This window comes from Streptomyces sp. NPDC004031 (assembly GCF_053604375.1).
Genome location: NZ_JBSGHL010000022.1, coordinates 80,449 through 102,013, shown reverse-complemented (window position 1 = coordinate 102,013; position 21,565 = coordinate 80,449). Strand labels below are relative to the sequence as shown.

Sequence of the window (21,565 nt, the reverse complement as noted above, 5' to 3'; positions counted from 1 at the left end):
TGCACGTCGCCTTTCCCCCGGTGGGGGCTGAGCGCGCAGTTCCCCGCGCCCCTGGGTGGTTGCCACTTGCGGTGGCACGTCGCCTTTCCCCCGGTGGGGGCTGAGCGCGCAGTTCCCCGCGCCCCTGGGTGGTTGCCACTTGCGGTGGCACGTCGCCTTTCCCCCGGTGATGGGTTGAGCGCGCAGTTCCCCGCGCCCCTAAAAACGGCAACTCTCGCCCGCAGCCGCGCCCCGAGAAACGAGAACTGTCCCCCGTAGCCGCGCCCGGAGACACTCACCCCCCACCGGCTGGCAGCCGCCGGTCCGGCCCGGAGGGGGACGGTGCGGGGTGCCCCCGCAGGAATGCGCTGGGAGGGGCTCACCAGCCAGGTAGGAGGGAGAAGGCGCATTCCGAGGAGGTGCCCCGTGGCGGCCCCCGACCCGCCCACCGGCGCGCCGCGCAAAGGGGCGCGTGGGGGCACCTCCCAGGCGAAGCTCTGGGGGAGAACGGCGCGAGCAACCCCCCACCGAGGGAAGGTCGCACAGCGAACCGCACCACGCGCCCCGGAGCGCACCCCCTCAGAAATGCGTGAGCTTCGCGCCGAACGACGGCGACGTCAGATCCGACCCCAGCACGGCCGGGACCTTCGTGGCGTCCGGGCCCGAGCCGATCGTGAGCGTGCCGACCGTCGTGCCGGCCTTCGCGCTGTGCGGGAGGCCGCCCGGGAGCGGGGTGAGGGTCACGGGGGTGTGCAGGCCGGGCCAGCCGGGCGCGGTGAGGTCGGCCGCGGCGACGACCGGCGTGGAGCCGCCCACCCCGTCGTCGACGTTGCCCACGACCTCGCCCTTCTTCACGACGGTCGCGGACGTCAGCCCGCCCTGGACGGACTCGATGAGCTGCTGGCTGCGCACCAGCGCCGCGTTGAGGCTGTCGTTGACGGTGACGCCGCCGTGCTGCTGGAGCACGACGCCGAGGATCAGCTGCTGCTTGCCGCCGACGGTCTTGTGCGCGGCCCACATCAGCGCGCCGCCCGCGGGGGTGCTGGAGCCGGTCTTGATGCCGACGACGCCCGGCTTCACCAGGTCGTTGTTGTTGTTGTAGATCGTGCCGACGCCGGGGACCGTGACGTTGGCGAGGGCGACGACCGACCGGAAGGTCTCGTTCTTCATGACCTCGCGCGCCAGCGTGAGCTGGTCGACGGCGGTGCTGACGGTGGTCTCCTCGAAGCCGCTGGCACCGGTGTACGTGGTGTGGTTCATGCCGAGCGTCTTCGCCGTCGCGGTCATCTTCGCGACGAAGGCCTCCTGCGTGCCGGCGTCCCAACGGGCGAGCAGGCGGGCGATGTTGTTGCCGGAGGGCACGAGGAGCAGTTGCAGCATCTGCCGTTCGGTGAACTGCTGGCCCTCCGTGACGTGGGCGGTCGACTGGTTTACGGAGGTGGACTCCTCGGCGGCCTGCTTGTCGACGGGGATCATCGGGCCGTTCTGGGAGGCGCCGTTGATCGGGTGGTCGCGCAGCACGATGTAGGCGGTCATCACCTTGGTGAGGCTGGCGATGGGCACGGGGGTCTGCGCGCCGTGCACGCCGAGCGAGCCGACGCCCTCGACCTCGGCGACGGACTGGCCCTCGGCCGGCCACGGCATCGCCGTCGGCAGGGCGGCGCCCGGGAAGGCGTACGAGGACGCGGTGGTCGCCTTCAGGGTGGGCGTCGGCAGCGGCCGCACCGCCTGGACGATCACGAAGATCACCGCGAGCAGCACGACGACCGGGGTCCAGATCTTGAACCGGCGGCCGATGCTGCGCAGCAGCGTGGGCTTGGGCGGCGGGGTGTTGGTGAGCGCGGCGAGCAGCTTGAGCGGCGTGGAGCCGGTGTGGCCGGAACCGGGCGGCAGCACCTGGGGCTTCTGCATGACCCGGGTGCCGTCGGGGCCGAGCGACTCCTCGGCGTCCGGTTCGTCGCCGGTCGCGGCGGCGGCGCCGTCCGGTGACGCGGCGGCCGGGGGCGCGGCGGGCCGCTCGGCGGGCAGGTCCGACACCAGCGGCCGGAGCAGCGAGCGGCGGACCGCGGCGCGGTGCACACCGGTGTCCTCGGGCTCGGAGGCGTCGGCGGGCGCGTCGGCCGGTACGTCGGCGGGCTCGGCCCCCGGCCGTACGTCCTCGTCCCCAGCGGAGTCGGCGGCGGACTCGGCGGCGTCGGCGTCAGCGGCCCCCGGCGCGGCGTCCTCGGGCCCCCCGTCGGCGCCCTCCTCCTCGTCCTCATCCGCCTCCGCGCCCTGCGCGGCACCCGGCTCCCGGGCGCCCCCGCCGGACCCGCCGGACTCGGCGCCCCTGGCGGACTCGGCGCCCTCCGCGGACCCCGCGCCCTCCTCCGCCCCGCCCGCGGCGGAGTCCGCAAGCTCACCCTCTCGGGCGGCGGCCGGACGAGCGCCCGCTTCCTCCACCGGAGTGCGCTCCGGCGTGCCCGGCGTGCTCGGCTCGGTGGCCGGCGGAGCGTCGCGGGGGGCATCGGCGGGGGTGTCCGGGTCGGCCGGCGAGGCCGTCGGCTCCGCCTTCCGAGTTGAACGTTCACTTACCTCAGCCGCCTCAGCAGCCTCCTCCGCCTCATCAGCCCCAGGCGCAGGATCACGATTTGGTTCCGTTTTCGACGGCTCCCCGGCCTCCACAGAAGGGACGGAAGGGACCTCGGGAGTAAGGGTGGCGTCAGCGGTGTCCAGAACGGCTACCTCACCCGGCGTATCCGCACCGGAGTCCGCGGTGGACGCGGCGGCGGCGCGCGGCCGGGCGTCGGAGGCGGGCAGTTGGGGCGAATCGGCGCCGGGCGCGGAGCCGCCCGCGGCGGGCGGGGCGTCCGGCCGGGCGGGCGCGGTGCCCGCCTCAGCGGCCTCACGCGCCCCAGCAGGCGTCCCGAACACCGCCAGCCTCGGATCCACGGCCTGCGACGAGACCGCCTCCCCCGACATTTCGTGCTGCTTCTCCCTGCCGGGGGACTCGCCCGCCACGCAGACCTCCTCGACGCGTCATCCGGGGCGCCCGGCGGCGCCCCGGCCCTTCACGACCCACTCATGCCATGGTCCCCGCGACCGGCCCACGACCCGTCTGCGACACCACCGCCGCCCCCGTAGACGAGGACGACATACCAGCCGGTTCCCGCAGATATGGAAAAGGCGCTCTCGACAGGCCGGTGTGAGAGGCGTCACCCTGTCATTCATCCACGCGGGGAGGCATGGATGGGCAAGAGCCGCAGAACAATTCCGGAAGAGCTGTTGCTGCTCGCCCTGGACCCGACGACCGGGACCACGGCGCAGCCGCAATCACTCGACCTCGGCCTCGCCGGAGCGCAGCTCGTCGAGCTGGCTCTGGCCGGACGGATAGCCCCTGACGGGGATCGTATCGCCGTGGTGCACCCACGGCCGACTGGAGATCCGACTCTGGACTCCGCGCTGGAACTGCTGCGCCGTCGCGGCAGCCCGGTGCGGGCGGTCCACTGGATCGGCGGGCCCCGGCTGGGGCTGCGCCAGACGTATCTCGCGCACCTGGAGCGGTGCGGCATGGTGCACGCCGTGCCGGGACAGATGTGCGGGGTGCTGCCGACGACTCGCTACCAGGCGACCGACAGCGCCGTCAGCCGGGACATCAGAGCCCGGCTGGACAGTGCGATCCGCACCGGCGTGCCGCCGGACCCGCGGACCGCGGCGCTCGCCGCGCTCGCCCATTCGGTGGGCCTCGGCAAGCACCTGTATCCGGGCAACGAGGGGCGGTCGTCCCGATCGCGCCTGCGGGACCTGATCAGATACGACCCGATGGGCGGCCTCGTCGCGCACGCCGTGATGGACGTGCAGAACGGTGTGGCCGCGCAGCCCAAGCGGCCGGCCGCACAGGAACGGCGCGCGGTCGCGCACGGCTCGATGGCCAGGGCCGGGGCCCGCTGACGCCCCGCGCGCAGCGGCACCGCTCCGGGCCGGAACACGGCAGTGCACACGGCAGTACGTGCAGGAAGCGCAATACGTACAGGAAGCGCAGGACGCGCGGTACGTGCGGCGGGCGCGAGACGTGCAGGACGCGCCGGACGCACGGACACGCGTACGGCGGGACGCACCGCGCACCGCCGGGCAACTCCGCTCCACCGGGCACCTCCGTTCCACGCAGCAGGACTTCACCAGCACGACAGCAGGAACCGCCGGAAAGGCGGCGGGGCCGTGCACACGGCCCACGCAACACGTAACGACGCAGGACGAGCCGTGGTGCCCGTGAGCAGGGACCGGGCACCACGGATTTCGGCGGCCACCGCAGGGCCGGTGGGAGCGGTGGCGCCGGTACCGTCCGCGATGAGATCCCCCACCGGGAGCCGCAGTGCCGCGCGGGGTGTCGGGAACCGGACAGTTGTCCGGCCCCGGTGCCCCGCGCGGCATGTTTTACGCCCTTTGCGGGGCGTGCGCGGACGATCCGCGCGCCCCGGCGCAAGGGCCGGGCAAGCTTGTTACGACCATTCGCCAGCGCGGTGATGACCGCTAGTGGCAGGCTGCTGACCATCAGTACGGATCAGCGTGGAGGTGCAGTTCCTGTGGTCGCCAACGTCAACCCCACCGTCAGGCGCCGCCGGCTGGGTTCGGAGCTGCGCAAGCTCCGCGAGGAGAAGGGGATGACGGCCGAGGAGGTCGCGGCCCGGCTCCTGGTCTCCCAGTCCAAGATCAGTCGCCTGGAGAACGGCCGCCGCAGCATCAGCCAGCGAGACGTCCGGGATCTGTGCGGGGTCTACGGCGTGGACGACATGCGGATCGTCGAGTCGCTCATGCAGATGGCCAAGGAGTCGCGCCAGCAGGGCTGGTGGCACGCCTTCGGCGACATCCCGTACAGCGTGTACATCGGCCTGGAGACGGAGGCGGCGAGCCTGCGGGTGTTCGAACCGCAGGTGGTGCCAGGGCTGTTGCAGACCAAGGAGTACGCGACCGCGGTCATCTCCGGGAACCTGCCGGAGGCGACCCCGGAGCAGGTGGAGAAGCGGGTCAGCGTCCGGATGCGGCGGCAGGAGCGGATCACCGACGGCGACGGGCCGCTGCGTATGTGGGCGGTGGTGGACGAGGCCGCGCTGTGGCGCAAGGTCGGCGACGCGCAGACGATGCACCAGCAGCTGGAGCACCTGGTGGAGCTGAGCCACCTGCCGCACGTCACCGTGCAGGTGCTGCCGTTCGAGGTCGGGGCGCACCCGGGTCTGAGCGGGCAGTTCGCGGTGCTGGAGTTCACCGACGCGACGGACGCCACCGTGGTGTACCTGGAGGGCGTCAACAGCGACCTGTACCTGGAGAAGGACACCGACGTGCAGGCGTACAGCGTCATGTACGAGCACCTGCGCGCGCAGGCGCTGAGCGCGGAGGCCACCCGGCAGTTCATCCGCGACGCGGCGCAGCGCTACGCCTGAACGGGCCGCCCGACAGCGCGCACCGGAAGGTAAAGGCGCGCACTGTAGCGATAGGCCCCGACAACTGGCAAGGGTTGTAGGCGATTTACCACCTGGTTGAGTGAAGGCCCCTCGGGGCTGGTGATGTTGGCCGGTAGCGTCGAGCGCAGTCAGGCAGTGGTGTACACCTCCGCTTCGCGGCCCGCCCGCGGAGCGGAACACACCCCGCCGCCGTCACCAGCACAGACCGGAGCAGAGATGGCAATCAAGCTGGGCAGCACTCCCGAGTGGCGGAAGTCCTCGCGGTCCACCGGCAACGGTGCCTGCGTGGAGGTCAAGTCCCCGGCGGTCGCGGCCGTCGTGGTCCGCGACTCCAAGGACCCGCACGGCCCCGTCCTCACCTTCTCCCCCGAGGCGTGGTCCGAGTTCGTCGTCGACGTGGACCACGGCGCTTTCGACCTGCGCTGAGCACTCCACGGCACCACTGATCCACCGCACCACCGATCCACAGCACGACAGCACCACAGCACCACCGACAGAGCCCTCTCGACCGGCCGCCGTCCTGGCCGAGAGGGCTCGCTGCTGTTTCCGGGCCCGTACCGGGGGCAGTTGGGGGCCGTCCCGCGGACCGGGCGGGATTCCGGAAAAGTACCTGCGCACTACACCGACTGTTTGTAGGCTGCCGCCCATGACGACGACCGCCACCCCCCTGCCCCCTCTGGCCGCGCGCGCACGGGACGTCGGTGCCTCGCCGGTACGCGAGATCCTGGCGCTCACCGCGCGCCCCGAGGTCGTCTCCTTCGCCGGCGGGCTGCCCGCCCCCGAGCTGTTCGACACCGAGGGGCTGCGCGCGGCCTACGACGCGGTGCTGGCCGAACGGCCGCGTACCGTCCTGCAGTACGCGACGACCGAGGGCGACGCGGACCTGCGGGCGGCCGTGGCGGGGCGGCTGGCCGCGCGCGGGCTGCCGACCGGGCCCGCGGACCTGCTGGTGACGGCCGGTTCGCAGCAGGGCCTCACACTGCTGGCCACCGCGCTGCTGGAGCCCGGCGACGTCGTCCTGGTGGAGAACCCGACGTATCTCGCGGCCCTGCAGTGCTTCGGCTTCGCGGGCGCCCGGGTGGTGCCGGTGCCGACCGACGAGGACGGCGTGCTGCCGGACGCACTGGAGGAGCTGGTGCTGCGCGAGCGGCCCAAACTGCTCTACCTCATACCGGAGTTCCAGAACCCCACCGGCCGGACGATGCCCGCCGGGCGCCGCCGGGCCGTCGCGGAGGTGGCGGGCCGCCACGGGCTGTGGATCGCCGAGGACGACCCGTACGGCGAGCTGCGCTACGAGGGTGAGCGCGGGCGGCCGATCGCCGCCCACGAGGCCGCCGCGGACCGCACCGTGCTGCTGGGCAGCTTCTCGAAGATCATGGCGCCCGGTATGCGGCTGGGCTGGCTGCGGGCCCCGGAGGCGCTGCGGCGTGCCTGTGTGATCGCCAAGCAGGCCGCCGACCTGCACACGTCGGGCGTCGACCAGGCGGCCGCCGCCCACTACCTGGCCCACCGCGACCTGGACGCGCATCTGGCGCGGGTGCGCGGCGCCTACCGGGAGCGGCGTGACGCGCTGCTGGCCGGGCTCCCCGCGGCGCTGCCGGAGGGCAGCGTGTGGAACCGCCCCGAGGGCGGCATGTTCGTGTGGGTGCGGCTGCCGGAGGGCTTCGACGCGAGCGAGCGGCTGCGCACGGCGATCACGTACGACGTGGCCTATGTCCCGGGCGCGCCCTTCTACGCCGCCGCGCCCGATCCGGCCACGCTGCGGATGTCCTTCACCACGCACACGCCCGAGGAGATCGCCGAGGGGCTGCGCCGGCTGGCGCCCGCCTTCGGCTGACCTTCCCGGCCGGCGCGTCCGGCCCCCTTCCCGTGCCGTACGGGACCCGCTCCCGTACGGCGGTTCGGTCCTGCCCGCGTCCAGCGAAGTGCCCGCTCATGGTGGGTTGGCGGTCATGGGCATCACAATGCCCCCGAAGGTAAAGACGACGTAAAATCGTTCGACTTGCTGACCTGGATTCAGACTCATGAACGTCGGATCCCTTGACCACCCCTCCGCAGCAAGGGTTCAATCCCGGAAGTCCCCACTCCCGCACGGGGGCGACCCGCCCGGGTGAGCGTCACAGCGAAGTGCGCCCCCGTTCACAAGGCGGACCCCCTGGAGGGGACTTATGAACAGTCTCGACTGGACCGTGCTCATCGCCTACTTCGGCGTGATGGTCGCGATCGGCGTGTGGTCGCACCGGCGCGTCGGCGACGTCAGCGACTACTTCACGGCGGGCGGCAGGATGCCGTGGTGGCTGTCCGGCATCTCGCACCACATGTCGGGCTACAGCGCCGTGATGTTCACCGGATACGCGGGCATCTCCTACCAGTACGGCATCACCTCCTACGTCACCTGGGCGCTGCCCATCGCCATCGGTGTGGCCATCGGCGCGAAGACGTTCGCGCCCCGGCTGAACCGGATGCGGGCCAGGCTGCACGTCGCCTCACCGCTGGAATACCTCAAGAACCGCTACAACCTGCCGACGCAGCAGGCCCTCGCATGGTCCGGGGTGCTGCTCAAGATCGTGGACGTCGGCGCCAAGTGGGCGGCCATCGCCACCCTGCTGTCCGTCTTCACCGGGGTGACCATCACCCAGGGCATCGTCATCACCGGCGCGATCACCGCGGTCTACTGCACGGTGGGCGGGCTGTGGGCGGACGCGCTCACCGAGCTGGGCCAGTTCGTCATCCAGCTCGTCGCCGGGCTCGCGATGCTCGTCGCCGCGCTGCACGAACTCGGCGGGATCAGCAGCATCTGGAACGTCTGGGACGAACCGGCGCTGCGGCACCACGACCACCCCACCGCGGGGCCCTACACCACCGTCTTCCTCATCTCCTACCTCTTCATCAAGACGTTCGAGTACAACGGCGGCATGTGGAACCAGGCGCAGCGCTACATGGCCACGTCCTCGCCCCGCGAGGCCACCCGCGGCGCCGCGCTCTCGGCGGCGCTGTGGTTCGTGTGGCCCGTCGTGCTGTTCTTCCCCATGTGGGTCTCGCCGCTGCTGGTGCACGCCAAGAAGCCGGACGGCTCGGACTCCTACGGGCTGCTCGCGCAGGACCTGCTGCCGCACGGGCTGCTCGGGCTCATCGTCGTCGGCTTCTTCTCGCACACCATGGCCATGTGCTCGTCCGACGCGAACGCCATCGCCGCCGTCGTCACCCGGGACATCGCGCCCGCCTTCTCCCAGCGCGCCCGCGCCTGGACCGCGCGGGTCGGGCTCATCGCGGCGCGCATCACCACACTGTCCTTCCTCGGGCTCAGCATGGCCGTCGCCACGCAGGTCAACTCGCCGACGTTCAAGGACATCATCACCGTGGTGATCAAGTGGGTCGCCGGGCTCATGGGGCCGATCGCGATCCCGTTCATGCTGGGGCTGCTGCCGCGCTTCCGGAAGTCCGGCCCGACGGCCGCGCTCACCAGCTGGGCGCTCGGCCTGCTCGCCTTCTACCTCGTCAACTACCCCATCAACGACGCCGTCTCCGGGGGCGTGAACCTGGAGTACCAGATCGCGCTGCCGCTCGTGGTGTCGCTGGTGCTGTACGTCGTCGTCGGATGGATCAGGCCCGAGGAGACGGAGGCGCGCAACGCCCTCATCGCGGCGATCAACTCTCCCGAGGGGGACGACACGTCCGAGAGTGCGGCCGCAGGCTCCGGCCCGGAGGAGGGCCCGTTGCGGCCGGCCGCGGCGGAGTAGTCGGGGAACCGCCCGGGTCAGAGGGCCGGGTAGCGGTCGAGCCAGGCGGGGCTCGCGCCGGAGGGGCCGTGGAGGGCGGGGGCCTGGGTCATCTCCATCGCGAAGTCGTCCGCGAGCTGGAGGATCGTCGCGCGGCCCTCCAGCTCGGCGATCCACGCGGGCGGCAGCGCCGTCTCACCGTGCTGGACGCCGAGCAGGTTGCCGCAGATCGAGCCCGTGGAGTCGCTGTCGCCGGAGTGGTTGACGGCGAGCAGCAGCCCGTGCCGGACGTCCTCGGCGACCAGCGCGCAGTAGACGCCGATCGCCAGCGCCTCCTCCGCCGTCCAGCCCTCGCCGAGAGCCTCGACGCGCTGCGGGGAGGGCATCCCCTGGCGTACGGCGCCGAGCGCGCTCTGCAGGGCGTCGGTGGTCTCCTGGTGGCCGGGGCGGGCGCCGAGCAGCGCGAGGGCGTGCTGGACGGAGCCGTCGAGGGCCTCGCCGCGCGCGAGGCCGTGGACGATGACGGCGAACGCGCCCGCGGCGAGCTGCCCGGTGGGGTGCCCGTGGGTCTGCGCGGCGCACTCCACCGCGAGCTGGAAGACCAGTTGCGGCTCCCAGCCGACGAGCAGCCCGAAGGGCGCCGAGCGCATGACCGTGCCGCAGCCCTTGGAGCCGGGGTTCTTGGGGGCCTCCAGGCTGCCCATCACCTCGTCGGACAGGCCGCTGAGGCAGGCGTTGCCGGGGGCCCTCCGCGCGTAGAGCCACTCCTCGCGGGCCAGCCAGCCCGCGTCCTTGCGGCGCTCGTCGGGGCCCCACTCGCTCTGGGTGGCCGCCCAGCGGCGGTAGGCGCGGTGGATGTCGGTGGGCGGGTGCCAGGCGCCGGTGTCGCGGCGGACCTGAGCGCGTATCAGGCCCTCGACGGTGAACAGCGTCATCTGGGTGTCGTCGGTGACCGCGCCGCGCCGCCCGTAGGCGGGCACGTAGTCCACGACGCCGTCCGGGCCGTGGGCGGCCTGGATCGCTTCCAGGGACTCGAACTCGATGCCGGCGCCCAGGGCGTCGCCGATGGCCCCGCCGAGCAGGCACCCGCGGACACGGCTGCGGAAGTCCTGCTGCTGCGCGCGTCCCCAGACTGCGTTCAAAGCGGTCCCCTTCGGTCTGCCCCCGATCCGTGCCGTTCTGCGCCTGCACGATAGCCGACGTATCCAGGAGCGGAAGGGGCGCGAGGGGTAGGTGAGGGTTGTCCCGGAAGAGACGGCTCCGGCTGGATGGCGGGAATTCTCCCCGGCGCGCGCTCCGGCGCACACGACGCGGACGGACCGTCACCGGGAGGGGGTCGGCGAGGGTCCGATCGCGGGCGGGGCACCTACTCGACGAGGGTGCTGAGTGTGTCGAACGCCCGGACGGTGGCCGTGCGCACGTCGTCCCGCACGGCGTCCGGGTCCCGGCCGTCCAGCATCTGCCGTCTGATCTCGGCGACGACGGCCCGGTACGCGCCGGCGATGGCGCCGGCACACAGATGGGGCAGCGCGTCCTGCGGCGGCGCTCCGGCCCGCTGGACCAGCACCTCGGCGAGAGCCGCTTCGGCCTGCTCGGCGATCTCGCGCGCTCGCGCCAGCAGCGCCGGGCTGTCGTGGACCACCCGCCAGAACGTCGCCGCGTCCGGGCTGAGCCCCAGGTAGGGGTCAGCGCGGTCGATCGCGGCCAGGAGGTCCGCGCGGACCGCGTCGGCCGGCCGCACCCCCGCCGGCGCGGTCCGCACCACGGTGGCCAGGTGCTGCTCGACCTCGGAGCGCCGGTCGAAGAACAGGTCCTCCTTGGCGGGGAAGTAGTTGAAGACGGTGTTGACCGAGACCCCCGCCGCTCGCGCCACCTCGGCGACGCTCACCTGATCGAACCCACGGTCGAAGAACAGCGCTGCCGCGGCGTCGGCGATGGCGGTGCGGGTCTGCTGCTTCTTGGCCTCTCGAAGTCCCATGAGGCAATTCTAGTGCGACACCAAACTTGGTGTCACACCAAAAATATGCCTAGGGTGGCCGCCATGACCTTCACCTTCGGCATCTACCCCGGCGCCGCCCTGGGCGGCGAGACCGGCCTGATCGCCCCCGCACGCCCCGACGACCCCCGCCGGATCGCCGACGCGCTCGACACCCTGCAAGGCGACGCCGGCACCTTCCTGGTACGCGCCTACCGGGCCTTCGGCGACCCCGGACTGCCCGACACCCCGGCCGACCCCGCGTCCTACGCCACCCGCGGCCGCGCCCTGGACCTCGTCCTGACCTTCCGCGACCCCGGCGGCGACGTCGACGGCTGGCTCGACTTCGTCAGCGAGACCGTCCGCACCGACGGCGCCCACCTGGCGCGGCTCCAGATCGCGGAGGAGCCGAACGCGAACCTGCCGGTCCTCGACGGCAGCACCCCGCACGTGAAGGAAGCCGTGGTGCGCGGCGTGACCGCGGCAAAGCAGGCCGCGCGCCTGGCGGGCCACGACATCGCCGTCGGGTTCAACGCGGTGCCGACCTTCGACCCCGACGACAGCTTCTGGCCCGGCCTCGGCCGCCTGGCCGACGACGCCTTCCACCAGGCCCTGGACTACGTCGGCCTGGACTTCTTCCCCGACGTGTTCCGCCCGCTGCCCGCCGGGCAGCTCGCCGGGGCGGTCGGTGCCGTCCTCGACGGCTTCCGCGGCGACGCCCTCCCGCGCGCCGGCATCGGACCGCGGGTGCCGATCGTGGTCACCGAGACCGGCTGGCCGACCGGTCCGGGCCGCAGCGAGGAACGACAGGCCGAAGTCGTCGCCGAGGTGGTACGGACCGTCCACGAACGGCGCACGGTCGACAACATCACCGGTTACACCTACTTCGGGCTCCGCGACGCGGACACCTCCGGCCCCGGCCTCTTCCACGGCTTCGGCCTGCTCCGCGACGACTACACGCCGAAACCGGCGTTCGACACCTACCGCCGGCTCGTCGCCGACCTGACAGCCCGGCCGCAGGCCACAAGGAGCTGACGCGGCGTCTAGTGTTCGCGCGGGGCGGGATCGACGGTCCGGGGGACGGGGACGTACGGGCCCAGCGCGTCGGCCCATGCGCGGACGGCGGAGGGGTCGGCGAGCAGGGCGTCCAGGTCGGCGGCGGCGAGGTCGCGGTGGCCCAGCTCCAGGTTGGCGACCGCGCGCAGCATGACGTGGCCGATGTCGGGCGCGGCGGCGTCGGCCAGGCACGCCTCGGCGTCGGCGAGGGCGTCCGCGGGACGGCCCAGGGTCAGCAGCACCATGGCCCGGTACTCGCGGGCGAGGACGGCGGCGGGGTCGGCGCCGACCGCGGCGTCCAGCTCCACGAGCGCCTCCGCGGGGCGGCCGGTGCGCATGAGGGCGCCGCCGAGCTGGGTGCGGACGTACGCGGCGCGCGGGTGGCCGGGTTCGGCGGCCAGCGCGGCGGTGTAGTCGGGGACGGCCCCGGCCGGGTCGCCGACCGTCCAGCGGGTGTCGCCGCGCCCGGCGTGCAGCAGGAAGCCGCGCAGGCCCAGTTGCTCGGCGCGGTCGTAGTCGGCGAGCGCCTCGTGCGGCCGGCCCGCCTGCCGCCGGGCCCAGGCCCGTACGGCGTGCACGGCGGCGCGCCGTTCGCGGTCCAGGCCGCCGTGTTCCGTCCCGCCGCGTTCCAGGATCACCGTCAGAGCCCGCGCGGCCAGGCCCGCGTCGGAGGTCTCCGCGTCCCGGCCGGGGCCCTGCTCCCCCGCGTACACCGCGGCGAGCGCGGTCGCCCACGCGGTGAGCGCCGGGGCCTCGGTGTCCTCGGCGGCGTCGGTGAGCATGCGCGTCCAGCGGCGGGCGGTCCCGGGGCCCGCGGTGCAGGCGCGGGCGAGGTCGAGGAGGGCGCCGGGGAGGGCGCCGCGCGGGTCGGCGCACAGGCGGTGGTAGATCTCGTGCATCCGCTGGGTGCGCCAGGCCGCGTCGGCCCACAGTTCGCCGACGGCGCGGCCGCGTTCCTCGCGGGCCCGCCAGCCGCCGTACGCGGCGGCGAGCCGCTCGTGCCCGTCGCGCCAGCGCTGCGGGGAGCGGGTGCGGCGCAGCCGGAGCATCTGGGCGCGTACGACGCCGTGGTAGCGGGCGCGGCCGCCGTGCTCGGTGACGAAGGGCAGCCCGCGCAGCCAGTCGTAGCGCCCGGCGGCCTGTGGCGCGTCGGCGGCCACGGCGGTGCGGAAGACGTCCTCGTCGAGTTCCAGCGGCAGTGCGGCGGCGAGCACCGCGGCGCGGCCGTCCGGGTCGGGCTCCCAGGCGAGGAAGCGTTCGACGGCGGTGTCGGCGGGGTCGCCGACCGCGTCGGGGTGGCCGGGGCGGCTCGCGGCGAGGGCGCCGACCAGCACCGGCAGTCCGTCGGTGAGCCGCAGCACGGCCGCGACGACGGCCTCGTCGGTGACGCCGCGGGCGGCGAGCAGTTGCCGTGACTCGTCCTCGGTGAAGGGCGCGAGCGGCAGTTCGGTGACGAGGTCGAGGTGGTCGGCCCACACCGCCGGGTCGGGGGCGCGCTGTCCGGCGAGGGTGACGACGACGGTCGCGGGCAGCGCCCCGTACCGCCCCTCGACGAACAGGTCGCGCACCCAGCGGTCCAGTACCGGGCCGGTGCGCTCGTAGGTGTCGAAGAAGAGGGTGAGCCAGGGCGCGTGGGCCGCGGCGGCGGCGAGGTCGGCGGTCAGGACCGGGCTCAGGACGGCGACCGGGTCGAGGACGAGCCGCAGGTCGCGCTCGTCGCGGAAGCGGGCGCCGAGCAGGCCGCGTAACCGGTCGACGCCCTGCGCGACCTGCGCCGGGTCCATCGCCCCGGCCAGCGCGCCCATGCCGGGCAGCAGGCCGAGTCCGGCGAGACCGGCGTGCGCGGCGAGCGTGCCGGCCACCGAGGGCGCCTGCTCGCCCGCGGCCAGCGACTCCGCCTCCTGGCGCAACTGCCGGTGCAGGGCCAGCAGTTTGCCGGTGGCCTTGAGCGGGCGGCCCTGGTCGGCGAGCCGCGCGCAGACCGCCTCGATGGCGGCGGGCACGGTCGTGGCCGCCTCGTCGACGGTCGCGGTGAGCGCCCCGCGGTCGCGGGCGGCGCGCTCCCACCGCTCCAGCAGCGTGGTCTTGCCGACGCCGCCGGGGCCGTGGACGTGGAAGAGGAAGGTGTGCGCGGGGTCGGCGGGGTCGGTGCCGAGGTTGCCGGTGAAGGCCGCCATCTCGGCGTGCCGGCCGACGAAGGCGCCGCGGCGGCGGCGCGCCAGCTGCTCCTGCAGCGACAGCTGCCCGCCCTCGACGGCCATGCCCGGCTCCTTCCCGCGGCCAGGGCCCGCGGACCCGCGGGCGGTTGCGTCCGGTGCGGCCGGCGGCACCCGGTGGGGTGCGCCGGCGTCAGTCGCCCAGCACGGGCAGCAGTTCGGGCAGATGGCCGTCGGAGGCGCGTCCGGCCGCGATGCGCTCGGCGGGCACCTCACCGTACAGCGTGCCGCGCTGCCGGGCGGGACGCCCGGCGGCGGCGGCGATGGCGGTCAGGTCGCGGATGGAGCGGTAGGAGCCGTAACCGGAGCCCGCCATACGGGAGATGGTCTCCTCCATGAGCGTGCCGCCCAGGTCGTTGGCGCCCGAACGGAGCATTTCGGCCGCGCCGTCCGCGCCGAGCTTGACCCAGCTGGTCTGGATGTTGGTGATGTGCGGGTGCAGCAGCAGCCGGGCCATCGCGGTGACGGCCCGGTTGTCGCGGGCGGTGGGGCCGGGGCGGGCGATGCCGGCCAGGTAGACGGGCGCGTTGGTGTGGATGAAGGGCAGCGTCACGAACTCGGTGAAGCCTCCGGTGCGCTGCTGGATCTCGGCGAGCAGCCGCAGGTGGCCGAGCCAGTGGTGGGGCTGGTCCACATGCCCGTACATCATGGTGGACGACGAGCGGATGCCCAGTTCGTGGGCGGTGCTGACGACCTCGATCCAGGTGGCGGTGGGCAGCTTGCCCTTGGTGAGGACCCAGCGCACCTCGTCGTCGAGGATCTCGGCGGCGGTGCCGGGGATGGAGTCCAGGCCCGCCTCCTTGGCGGCGGCAAGCCACTCGCGGATCGGCATACCGGTGCGCGTCGCGCCGTTGACGACCTCCATCGGCGAGAAGGCGTGCAGGTGGATGCCGGGGACGCGGGCCTTCACGGCGCGCGCGATGTCGAAGTAGGCGGTGCCGGGCAGATCCGGGTGGATGCCGCCCTGCATGCACACCTCCGTCGCGCCGACCTGCCACGCCTGCTCGACCCGGTCGGCGACCTGGTCCAGGGAGAGGGTGTAGGCGTCGGCGTCGGTGCGGCGCTGCGCGAAGGCGCAGAAGCGGCAGCCGGTGTAGCAGACGTTGGTGAAGTTGATGTTGCGCGTCACGACGTAGGTGACGTCGTCGCCGACGGTGTCGCGGCGCAGGTCGTCGGCGATGCGGCACAGCGCGTCCAGGGCCGGTCCGTCGGCGTGCAGCAGGGCGAGGGCCTGGGCGTCGGTGAGCTTCGTCGGATCGTCGGCGGCGGTGGACAGCGCGGCGCGCACGTCGGCGTCGACCCGGTCGGGGACGAGGCCGGGGGCGGCCAGCTCGCGCACCTCCGCCCAGTCGCCGTAGACCTCGTCGAAGTCGTCGCGGCGGTCGCCGGTACGGCCCTCGGTGTCGATCGTGCGGTGCAGGTCGGTGCGCCCGGTGCCGCCCGCGGCGGGGAAGGCGTCGTCCGGCTCCTGCCAGGGGCGGCCCTCGACGGCGGCGTCCGTACGGGCCAGGCCCGTCTGCGGATCGGCGAGCGCCGTGACGTGCGGGAGCAGCCGCGGATCCAGCCAGGGCTCGCCGCGGCGGACGAACTCCGGGTAGATGGTGAGGCGTTCGCGCAGCTCGAAGCCCGCCTCCCGGGTGCGGGCGGCCAGGTCGTCGATGTGCGGCCAGGGGCGCTCGGGGTTGACGTGGTCGGGCGTCAGCGGGGAGACGCCGCCCCAGTCGTCGATGCCGGCGGCGATGAAGCGCGCGTACTCGCCGTCCACCAGGTTCGGCGGGGCCTGGATGCGGGCGGCGGGGCCCAGCACGACGCGGGCGACCGCGATGGCCGCGGCCAGCTCCTCCAGCTCGGCGTCCGGCATGCCGCGCATCGCCGTGTCCGGCTTGGCGCGGAAGTTCTGGACGATGACCTCCTGCACGCCGTGGTAGCGGCGGGCGGTGCGGCGGATCGCGAACAGCGCGTCGGCGCGCTCCTCGTACGTCTCGCCGATGCCGATGAGGACGCCGGTGGTGAAGGGCACGTTGGAGCGCCCGGCGTCCTCCAGGACGCGCAGCCGCACGGCCGGCTCCTTGTCGGGCGAGCCGAAGTGCGGGCCGCCGCGCTCGGACCACAGCCGCGTCGCGGTCGTCTCCAGCATCATGCCCATGGACGGCGCGACGGGCTTGAGCCGCTGCAGATCCTGCCAGCTCAGCACCCCGGGGTTGAGGTGCGGCAGCAGGCCCGTCTCCTCCAGCACGCGGATCGCCATGGCGCGCACATACGCGAGCGTGTCGTCGTACCCGTGCGCGTCCAGCCACTCGCGGGCCTCGGGCCAGCGGTCCTCCGGGCGGTCGCCGAGCGTGAACAGCGCCTCCTTGCAGCCCATTTCGGCGCCGCGCCGGGCGATGTCCAGGACCTCGTCCGGCGAGAGGTACATCCCGTGGCCCTCGCGCCGCAGCTTGCCGGGCACGGTGACGAAGGTGCAGTAGTGGCAGGTGTCCCGGCACAGCCGTGTGAGCGGTATGAACACCTTGCGGGAGTACGTGACGACGCCGGGCCGGCCCGCCTGTGCGAGCCCCGCGTCCCGGATCCGGGCGGCCGTCGCGGACAGCCGCTCCAGATCCGCGCCGCGCGCCTGGAGCAGTACGGCGGCCTCCCCCGTGTCGAGGGCGACCCCTTGCTCCGCGCGGTGCAGGGCGCGGCGCATGGCGCTCGCGGTGGGCGGCGCACTGGCGGTGGGCGGCGTCGGACTCATCCCCCGAGCATAGGTCGCCCCACCGACAACGGGCGGACGCGTCACGCCGTGGTGCTGTCGCCATTCTCACCCGACACGCGGGCGCCCGGCGGGAATAGCCGCGCGATCCGGTGGAGGCGGGCGCCGCCGCCGGGCACGGCGGACGGCGGACGGCGGGGCGAAGCGGCGGGGCGCGTCGGCCCGCGCCTTGCGGCGCGGTACGTGTCCGGTCCGCGAAGATCGTCCTGGTGCGCCGGACGGGACGGCCGTGGCGTACGGGTAGAACGGAAGAACGGGAAGGCGGGTGCAACTGCCGTGTCCACGCCCCACTCCGGGTCCGGGCCGGGCGACGGGTCCTCCGGGCGACGGCCCGGCACGGAGGCGCCCGCGGGCGCCTCCGCCGTCACGTCCGCGGACCCGTCGCGCTTCCAGCGGTCCGAGACGGCACGGGCCGAGGCCTTCAGCGACGGCGTGTTCGCGATCGCCGCGACGATCCTGGTGATCGGCCTGGTCACGCCGCCGCACCCGGAGGGCGGCCTGGCGCACGCGCTCGGCCGGCAATGGCCCGCGTACGTCGGCTATGTGGCGTCCTTCAGCTACATCGCGGTGATCTGGCTCAACCACCACCAGGCGTTCGTGCGGGTCCGGACGATGAACCGGGGTCTGCACGCGGCGAATCTGCTCGTCCTGTTCACGACGGCCTCGCTCGCCTTCCCCACCGACGTGCTGGCCGACGCGGTGCAGGCCGACGTGTCGGGCGCGGACGCGAAGGCGGCCGTGGCGCTCTACGCGGGGATCGCCGCGGGCCTGTGCCTGAGCTGGGTCGCCCTCTACCACCGGCTGTACCGCTGCCCCGGCCTCCTGGAGCCGGGCGTGGAACCCGGTTACGTCCGCCAGGGCATCGTCCGCTCGGTCATCGGCGCCCTCGTCTACTGCCTGGCCGGGGCGCTGGGCTGGCTGGTGACCCCGCTGATCGCCCTGGCCGGGTTCGCCCTGCTGCCCGCCTTCTACTTCGCGACGAGCGAGGGCATGCCGCGCGCGGCCGCCGAGGCGCACTCCTGACCCCCGCGGCGGCCGGCGGGGCGACCCGCGCCGACCGGCCGTCAGCCGCGGCAGGGCCCGTCCGTGACGGACCCCCTGCCGTCCGCCTCCAGCGGGACCGTGGCGCACACCTGCTTGCCGCTCTTCTCCTCGGTCACCGTCACATGCCCGTTGTCGGCGAAGGAGCCGCCCGGTTCGACCGAGTAGCCGGGCCGCACGGTGAGGACGTTGCTGCTCGTCAGCACCGCGTCGCGCGGGAAGGGCGTGCAGGGCGGCGGCGCCCATGTGTAGCCCCCGCCGGGCTTGGAGCTGTCGGGGTAGAAGTAGGTCGGGGTCTCGGCGGTGTCGCAGTCCTGGGCGGCCCGCACGGCGTCGTCGATGACGTGCTGGCCGGCGTCGCGCAGGCCGTCGCGCCGGTGCCCGGTCTGGACGGCGTGGAGGAGCAGTCCGAGCACGCCCAGCACGCCGAGCGTCGTGCCGAGCCCGATCAGCCAGCCGCGCCGGGAGCCGTCGCCCCCGCGGGGTCCGTCGCCGTCGAAGGCGAGCGCGCTCAGCCCCGCGACGAGCACCCCGACGACGAGCAGGAGCGCGGCGACCCCGACCGGGAAGGGCCCCGGGGGGTGGTTGTTCTGGACCGGCAACGGCTGTGCGAGCACCATGGTGAAGCCCCGTCCTGTCCGCGGGGCGGCCCCTGTGTGCCTCCCCCCGCGCACTGGGACGTCAGTCGACGCAGAACTCGTTCCCCTCGATGTCGAGCATCGGCAGGCACGACTCGTTGTACTCGTCGGCGACCAGCAGTTCCAGCCGGGTCGCGCCGAGCGCGACCAGCCGCGCGGCCTCCGCCTCCAGTGCGGCGACCCGCTCGTCCCCCACGAGCCCGGTGCCGACGCGGACGTCGAGGTGCACCCGGTTCTTGACGACCTTGCCCTCGGGCACCCGCTGGAAGTACAGCCGCGGCCCCACCCCGGTGGGGTCCTGGCACGCGAACCCGGTGCCCTGCCGCTCCGGCGGCAGCGACCGCTCGTAGTCCGCCCAGTCGTCGAAGCCCTCGGGCGCGGGCGGCACCTCGTACCCCAGCACCTCGCACCAGAAGCGGGCGACGCGTTCGGGGTCGGCGCAGTCGAAGGTGACCTGGACTTTTCTGATCGTCGGCATCGGCGCACCCTAGCAGCGGCGCCTCAGCACCGGCGCCTGCTTTTCGCCCGCCCGGCTCAGACCCGGTCCAGCCACAGCACGATGCCCGTCAGGTCGTTGAGCACCGCCGCGACCCCCGCCCGTACGGCCGCGTCGCACCGCCGCGGGGTGAAGGAGGCCGGGTCGTACGTCGAGGACATCCCCAGGCCCTCGCCCCGGAAGGAGGCGCCGGACCAGTCCGCCGCCGTGACGTTCGCGGTCGGTTCGGCCAGTTCCGCGCCCACCACCAGGAACTGCTGGGACAGGTGGTTGGGCGTCACGGTGGCCAGCGGGTCGATCAGGTCGTTTCCGGCGCTGACGATCAGGTCGGGGTGCATGTCCATCGCCTCGGTGACGGCGGCGAGCAGGCCGGGCCCCTCGTGCGCGGTCACCGTCCGCAGCGCCACGTGCTCCTCGGCCGCCCACCGCCGGACCGCCGCCGCCAGCGCGACCGTCGGGCCGTCGGTGCCCGCGGTGAGCAGCACGACCCGGTAGCCGTCCGAAGGGCCGACGCCCTCCCACGAGCCCGGTTCGGGGGTGACCGTGGCCTCCGGGGCGGGCGGGTGGGCGCGGTCGACGAAGCCGGCGCCGAGCGTGCCGACCGCGGACGGCCTGGCGCGCGGCTTCGACCAGTCGTCACCGGCGCCGCATCCGGCGGCCGTCAGGGCGGCCGCCGCGGTGACCGCGACCAGCGCGGCGACGGCCGGAAACGGGGAGCGCGACACGTTCGTCCTCCGAAGCAGTAGCGGGGATACGGCGCCATCCTGCTATGCGCAAGGGCGTGGAATTCACCCCCGGCCGACCATTCCCGCCCTTGTTTTTTCAGCGTTCACCATCGCGCGGTGATCCGTTCACCCGGCGCGTGCACGGTGCGCTCGCAAGGCAAAGGAGCAGCAAAAGGAGAACAGTGTCATCCCGAATACGACGCGGCGTCGTCACCGCCCTCGCCGCAGCGGCGGCGGCCGTCACCGCCCTCCTGTGCCTGGCCCAGCCCGCGGCCGCCCACGGCTTCAGCTCGGTGGTCTACGCCGACGTCACCGGCGGCGGCGACGGCTCGCTGCACACGAAGCTGGAGCTGGAGTACGACCTGTTCGTCGTCTCCGCCGCCGACGCCGGGCACGACGACGCGCTCTTCCGCGCGGGCACCGCCGCCTTCGAGTCCGGCGACTCCGCCTCCCGGGCCGCGGCCCTGGACGCCCACCGCGAGACGGCCCTCGGCTACGTCCGCGACCGCTTCTCCGTCAGCTCCCGGGGCCGCGCCTGCGTCCCGGAGCAGTCCGGGGACTTCCGCATGGGCCGCCGCCAGGGCGTCCCGTACGCGATCGCGCTGCTCGACTGGACGTGCCCGGAGCGGGGCACCGACCACGAGGTGCGCAGCGGGCTCTTCCCCGACGCGGAGACGTACGTCACCGGCACCCGCACGATCGTCACCTACGCCGTGGACGGCCGTACCGGCAGCGCCGCGCTGGACGCCGCGCACCCGGCCTTCTCCACGCATCAGGCCTGGTACGAGCGGTTCTGGGAGTTCTTCCACCTGGGCACCGAGCACCTGCTCACCGGCACCGACCACATCCTCTTCCTGCTGGCGCTCATCGCCGGTTCGCGGCGGCTGCGCGAGGTGGTGCTCGCCGCCACCAGCTTCACCCTGGCGCACTCGGTGACGCTGCTGCTCGCCGCGCTCGGCGTGGTGGACGTGCCGTCGGCGGTGGTGGAGCCGGTCATCGCGCTGTCCATCGCGGTGGTCGCGGGCTGGCACCTGTGGCGGCGGCGCGCCGGGGCGGACGAGCTGGCGCGGACGGACGGCGGGCGGTTCGGCCTGGACCGCGCGGGGCGGGTGCGGCTCGGGGTGGTCTTCTGCTTCGGGCTGGTGCACGGCCTGGGCTTCGCGGGGGCGCTCGGCATCGACAGCGCCTTCTCCTGGACGCTGCTGTGGTCGCTGCTGGTGTTCAACGTCGGCATCGAGGCGGTCCAGCTGGCTCTGATCGCCCTCGTCTTCCCGGTGCTCGTACTGCTGCGGCGGCGGGCGCCCGTCGCGGGGCGGTGGACGACCGGGGCGATCGCGGCAGGCGTGTTCGTCATGGGACTCGTGTGGTTCCTGCAGCGCATTCTCGCCCCCTGATTCCTCGTCAGTATTTTTTTGCCCATGGCAAAGTTTAGTTATTGCAAAGACCTCGTTTAGTAGTGGTTTACCTGGCGCTGACAGCTTGACGCTCCCCACTTCCGGTACATCCGTACGCAGAAGGAACAGAGAACTG

Annotated in this window: 16 protein-coding genes; 8 read left to right on the top strand and 8 right to left on the bottom strand. The window is 73.6% G+C overall.

Annotated features, from left to right (window positions below):
* Positions 1-558: 558 nt before the first annotated feature.
* Positions 559-2,421: a D-alanyl-D-alanine carboxypeptidase gene (locus tag ACWERV_RS16695; RefSeq protein WP_452933425.1), complete on the bottom strand. Its 1,863-nt coding sequence runs from the start codon at positions 2,419-2,421 to the stop codon at positions 559-561.
* A 786-nt stretch (positions 2,422-3,207) separates the two neighbouring features.
* Between ACWERV_RS16695 and ACWERV_RS16690 the strand changes: the two genes are divergently transcribed.
* The 5 genes from ACWERV_RS16690 (at position 3,208) to ACWERV_RS16670 (ending at position 9,157) form a co-directional block, all read left to right on the top strand.
* The gene (locus tag ACWERV_RS16690) at positions 3,208-3,909 is read left to right on the top strand and encodes a GOLPH3/VPS74 family protein (protein ID WP_398176899.1); all 702 of its coding nucleotides are present in this window, start codon (positions 3,208-3,210) and stop codon (positions 3,907-3,909) included.
* A gap of 632 nt (positions 3,910-4,541) precedes the next feature.
* Positions 4,542-5,396 carry a helix-turn-helix domain-containing protein gene (locus ACWERV_RS16685; protein ID WP_398176897.1) on the top strand — a complete coding sequence of 285 codons (855 nt, stop codon included), beginning with the start codon at positions 4,542-4,544 and terminating at the stop codon, positions 5,394-5,396.
* Positions 5,397-5,633: 237 nt separating this feature from the next.
* Entirely contained in the window at positions 5,634-5,843 is a 210-nt protein-coding gene (locus tag ACWERV_RS16680; RefSeq protein ID WP_398176895.1) for a DUF397 domain-containing protein, read from the top strand.
* A gap of 220 nt (positions 5,844-6,063) precedes the next feature.
* Complete coding sequence (locus tag ACWERV_RS16675; RefSeq protein WP_452933423.1) at positions 6,064-7,254, top strand: aminotransferase-like domain-containing protein; 1,191 nt, start codon at positions 6,064-6,066, stop codon at positions 7,252-7,254.
* A 331-nt stretch (positions 7,255-7,585) separates the two neighbouring features.
* Positions 7,586-9,157: a sodium:solute symporter family protein gene (locus ACWERV_RS16670; protein ID WP_452933421.1), complete on the top strand. Its 1,572-nt coding sequence runs from the start codon at positions 7,586-7,588 to the stop codon at positions 9,155-9,157.
* A gap of 17 nt (positions 9,158-9,174) precedes the next feature.
* Here ACWERV_RS16670 and ACWERV_RS16665 read toward each other — a convergent pair whose 3' ends face one another.
* Both ACWERV_RS16665 and ACWERV_RS16660 read right to left on the bottom strand, forming a co-directional pair.
* Positions 9,175-10,278 carry an ADP-ribosylglycohydrolase family protein gene (locus ACWERV_RS16665; RefSeq protein WP_398176889.1) on the bottom strand — a complete coding sequence of 368 codons (1,104 nt, stop codon included), beginning with the start codon at positions 10,276-10,278 and terminating at the stop codon, positions 9,175-9,177.
* Positions 10,279-10,502: 224 nt separating this feature from the next.
* On the bottom strand, positions 10,503-11,114 hold the full coding sequence (locus ACWERV_RS16660) for a TetR/AcrR family transcriptional regulator (protein ID WP_452933420.1): 612 nt from the start codon (positions 11,112-11,114) through the stop codon (positions 10,503-10,505).
* Between the two features lie 63 nt (positions 11,115-11,177).
* Between ACWERV_RS16660 and ACWERV_RS16655 the strand changes: the two genes are divergently transcribed.
* Positions 11,178-12,146 carry a hypothetical protein gene (locus ACWERV_RS16655; RefSeq protein WP_452933419.1) on the top strand — a complete coding sequence of 323 codons (969 nt, stop codon included), beginning with the start codon at positions 11,178-11,180 and terminating at the stop codon, positions 12,144-12,146.
* Positions 12,147-12,154: 8 nt separating this feature from the next.
* Here the strand turns inward: ACWERV_RS16655 and ACWERV_RS16650 are convergent, their stop codons facing one another.
* Both ACWERV_RS16650 and ACWERV_RS16645 read right to left on the bottom strand, forming a co-directional pair.
* Positions 12,155-14,428 (bottom strand): tetratricopeptide repeat protein, encoded by a 2,274-nt coding sequence (locus ACWERV_RS16650; protein WP_452933417.1) that lies wholly within the window; start codon positions 14,426-14,428, stop codon positions 12,155-12,157.
* 88 nt (positions 14,429-14,516) lie between these two features.
* Positions 14,517-17,117, bottom strand: coding sequence for a bifunctional FO biosynthesis protein CofGH (locus ACWERV_RS16645; protein WP_452933415.1), 2,601 nt, complete (start codon positions 17,115-17,117; stop codon positions 14,517-14,519).
* A 294-nt stretch (positions 17,118-17,411) separates the two neighbouring features.
* Between ACWERV_RS16645 and ACWERV_RS16640 the strand changes: the two genes are divergently transcribed.
* Positions 17,412-18,158 (top strand): TMEM175 family protein, encoded by a 747-nt coding sequence (locus ACWERV_RS16640; RefSeq protein ID WP_452933413.1) that lies wholly within the window; start codon positions 17,412-17,414, stop codon positions 18,156-18,158.
* A 41-nt stretch (positions 18,159-18,199) separates the two neighbouring features.
* On the opposite strand, the gene ACWERV_RS16635 is transcribed toward ACWERV_RS16640, so the two are convergent.
* The 3 genes from ACWERV_RS16635 to ACWERV_RS16625 form a co-directional block, all read right to left on the bottom strand.
* Entirely contained in the window at positions 18,200-18,796 is a 597-nt protein-coding gene (locus ACWERV_RS16635) for a hypothetical protein (protein WP_452933412.1), read from the bottom strand.
* A 61-nt stretch (positions 18,797-18,857) separates the two neighbouring features.
* A complete protein-coding gene (locus ACWERV_RS16630) occupies positions 18,858-19,292 on the bottom strand; it encodes a VOC family protein (RefSeq protein ID WP_452933410.1) in 435 nt (144 codons plus the stop codon).
* 56 nt (positions 19,293-19,348) lie between these two features.
* Positions 19,349-20,035 (bottom strand): hypothetical protein, encoded by a 687-nt coding sequence (locus tag ACWERV_RS16625; protein ID WP_452933408.1) that lies wholly within the window; start codon positions 20,033-20,035, stop codon positions 19,349-19,351.
* Between the two features lie 182 nt (positions 20,036-20,217).
* On the opposite strand from ACWERV_RS16625, the gene ACWERV_RS16620 reads away from it, so the two are divergent.
* On the top strand, positions 20,218-21,429 hold the full coding sequence (locus ACWERV_RS16620; protein ID WP_452933406.1) for a HupE/UreJ family protein: 1,212 nt from the start codon (positions 20,218-20,220) through the stop codon (positions 21,427-21,429).
* The last annotated feature ends 136 nt before the right edge of the window (positions 21,430-21,565 follow it).

Coding starts and splice junctions, on each gene's coding strand:
- ACWERV_RS16690 (WP_398176899.1), top strand. CDS start 3,208: ATGGGCAAGAGCCGCAGAACAATTCCGGAAGAGCTGTTGCTGCTCGCC.
- ACWERV_RS16680 (WP_398176895.1), top strand. CDS start 5,634: ATGGCAATCAAGCTGGGCAGCACTCCCGAGTGGCGGAAGTCCTCGCGG.
- ACWERV_RS16675 (WP_452933423.1), top strand. CDS start 6,064: ATGACGACGACCGCCACCCCCCTGCCCCCTCTGGCCGCGCGCGCACGG.
- ACWERV_RS16670 (WP_452933421.1), top strand. CDS start 7,586: ATGAACAGTCTCGACTGGACCGTGCTCATCGCCTACTTCGGCGTGATG.
- ACWERV_RS16660 (WP_452933420.1), bottom strand. CDS start 11,114: ATGGGACTTCGAGAGGCCAAGAAGCAGCAGACCCGCACCGCCATCGCC.
- ACWERV_RS16655 (WP_452933419.1), top strand. CDS start 11,178: ATGACCTTCACCTTCGGCATCTACCCCGGCGCCGCCCTGGGCGGCGAG.
- ACWERV_RS16650 (WP_452933417.1), bottom strand. CDS start 14,428: ATGGCCGTCGAGGGCGGGCAGCTGTCGCTGCAGGAGCAGCTGGCGCGC.
- ACWERV_RS16645 (WP_452933415.1), bottom strand. CDS start 17,117: ATGAGTCCGACGCCGCCCACCGCCAGTGCGCCGCCCACCGCGAGCGCC.
- ACWERV_RS16635 (WP_452933412.1), bottom strand. CDS start 18,796: ATGGTGCTCGCACAGCCGTTGCCGGTCCAGAACAACCACCCCCCGGGG.
- ACWERV_RS16630 (WP_452933410.1), bottom strand. CDS start 19,292: ATGCCGACGATCAGAAAAGTCCAGGTCACCTTCGACTGCGCCGACCCC.